The organism is Bacillus sp. cl96 (genome assembly GCF_900100505.1).
GTDB classification, from domain to species: Bacteria; Bacillota; Bacilli; order Bacillales; family Bacillaceae_G; genus Bacillus_A; species Bacillus_A cereus.
In genome coordinates this window covers 1-1,547 of the sequence record NZ_FNDM01000049.1, presented here as the reverse complement: position 1 = coordinate 1,547, position 1,547 = coordinate 1, and the positions used below count along the sequence as shown (strand labels likewise).

Sequence of the window (1,547 nt, the reverse complement as noted above, 5' to 3'; positions counted from 1 at the left end):
TTGTATCTTTGTATCCTTGTATCTTTGTATCCTTGTATCTTTGTATCCTCTTAATCTTGTATTCTTGAATGACTTATAAAATGTTGATTTAACAGCATTTATTATAGAATTATCTTTTGGTTTCCCATAAAAAAATAGTAAAATATAAAAAAGGATACATTTATCCTTTTCATGTTATTGCTCATATGTTATGATTGATTTAGGATACAAAGATACATGTATCTTTTGTTACAATTGTGTTACATTTAAAAAGGAGTGAATCTCTATGAAAAAAGGACACGTAATAATTAACGCCCAACAAAAAGGGGGCGTAGGAAAAACTACTGACTCTTGTATGGAATCTCTTGTAGCTTCTCTAGTATTTAATAAGAAAGTTTTATTCATTGATACAGACCTTCAGGGAAACGGGACTACATTCTTAGCAAAATCCTTTAAAATAGAAGAAATGCAAAAAACATTAATGAAATGTTTAGAAGATGGTAATCTATCAGATGGTATTATAAAACTTCATGAAAACCTTGATATGATTCCATGCGGTTACGATATGAGAAAGTACACAGATTTTTTAATTGAAAACTTTAAGACTACTAAAGATAGAACTTTTTATTTTGCAAAGTTGCTAGATAAAATTAAATACGACTATGACTACATATTCATTGATATTCCACCTTCCACTGACCTGAAAGTGGATAATGCTATGGTAGCAAGCGACTTTGTTATAGTAGTGCAAGAGACGCAACAATTTTCTTATGAGGGAAGTCAAAGGTTAATCTTTGATTATCTACAAACCTTAGTTGATGACTTTGGACACCTTGTAAAAATGAACGTAGTTGGAATTTTACCTGTATTATTGCAGAAGAAGCGTTCATTGCACAACGAGATTGTTAAAAATACCATTGATACTTTTGGTGAAGAAAATGTCTTCAGTACAATAATAAATAATCATGCTCGCCTAGAATGGTATCCACGTATTGGTTTCCAATTCGAAGATCACCACGATAAGAGAATGTTAGCTCTATTCTGCGACATTTTCTGCGAACTTGAAGAAAGAATTCATCTATTTGAAACTAAAGGTGATATTGTAGATTATAAATATACTCCTAAATATTTCGTAGATAACAAACTTACTAAGTTAGGGAAAGGAATTGATATAGGTGAGTTTACTAAAGAGAGAGCAACCCAAAGATCCTAAGATTACTGAAGCTGCGGATGTGACAAGAGAAGTAGAAGAACATACACCCTCTTCTCAAACAATAGCGGAGGCAACAAACCAACAAAAAAAACAAGTCGGTTCGCAAAATCGTAAAAATATAAAAGTTTCTCCTGATACATTTAGCCTGATTGAAAATATCTGTACTTTAAGAAGCTTAAAAAAATATGAAGTAATAGATGAACTACTCGCAAACTTTATAAAAAACGAATTGACTGAAAGAGAACAGAAGCTACTTCAAACTCTTAGTTCTAAAGAGGATATATAGAGATACGCATTATGCCGTATCTTTTTATTTTAGGATACATGTATCTTTGTATCTTTGTATCTTTGTATC

At 31.2% G+C, this 1,547-nt stretch carries 2 protein-coding genes; both read left to right on the top strand.

All coding sequences use genetic code 11. The annotated features are described in order from the left end of the window. The first annotated feature begins 265 nt into the window (after positions 1-265). Positions 266-1,192 (top strand): ParA superfamily DNA segregation protein PrgP, encoded by a 927-nt coding sequence (gene prgP, locus BLT20_RS30010; protein WP_016097340.1) that lies wholly within the window; start codon positions 266-268, stop codon positions 1,190-1,192. Then, positions 1,155-1,478 carry a hypothetical protein gene (locus tag BLT20_RS30005; RefSeq protein ID WP_016097339.1) on the top strand — a complete coding sequence of 108 codons (324 nt, stop codon included), beginning with the start codon at positions 1,155-1,157 and terminating at the stop codon, positions 1,476-1,478. Before prgP ends, BLT20_RS30005 begins: the two co-directional genes overlap by 38 nt. The last annotated feature ends 69 nt before the right edge of the window (positions 1,479-1,547 follow it).

What these genes read in the sequence shown, in the direction of transcription:
- prgP (WP_016097340.1), top strand. Translation starts at nt 266, where the DNA reads ATGAAAAAAGGACACGTAATAATTAACGCCCAACAAAAAGGGGGCGTA.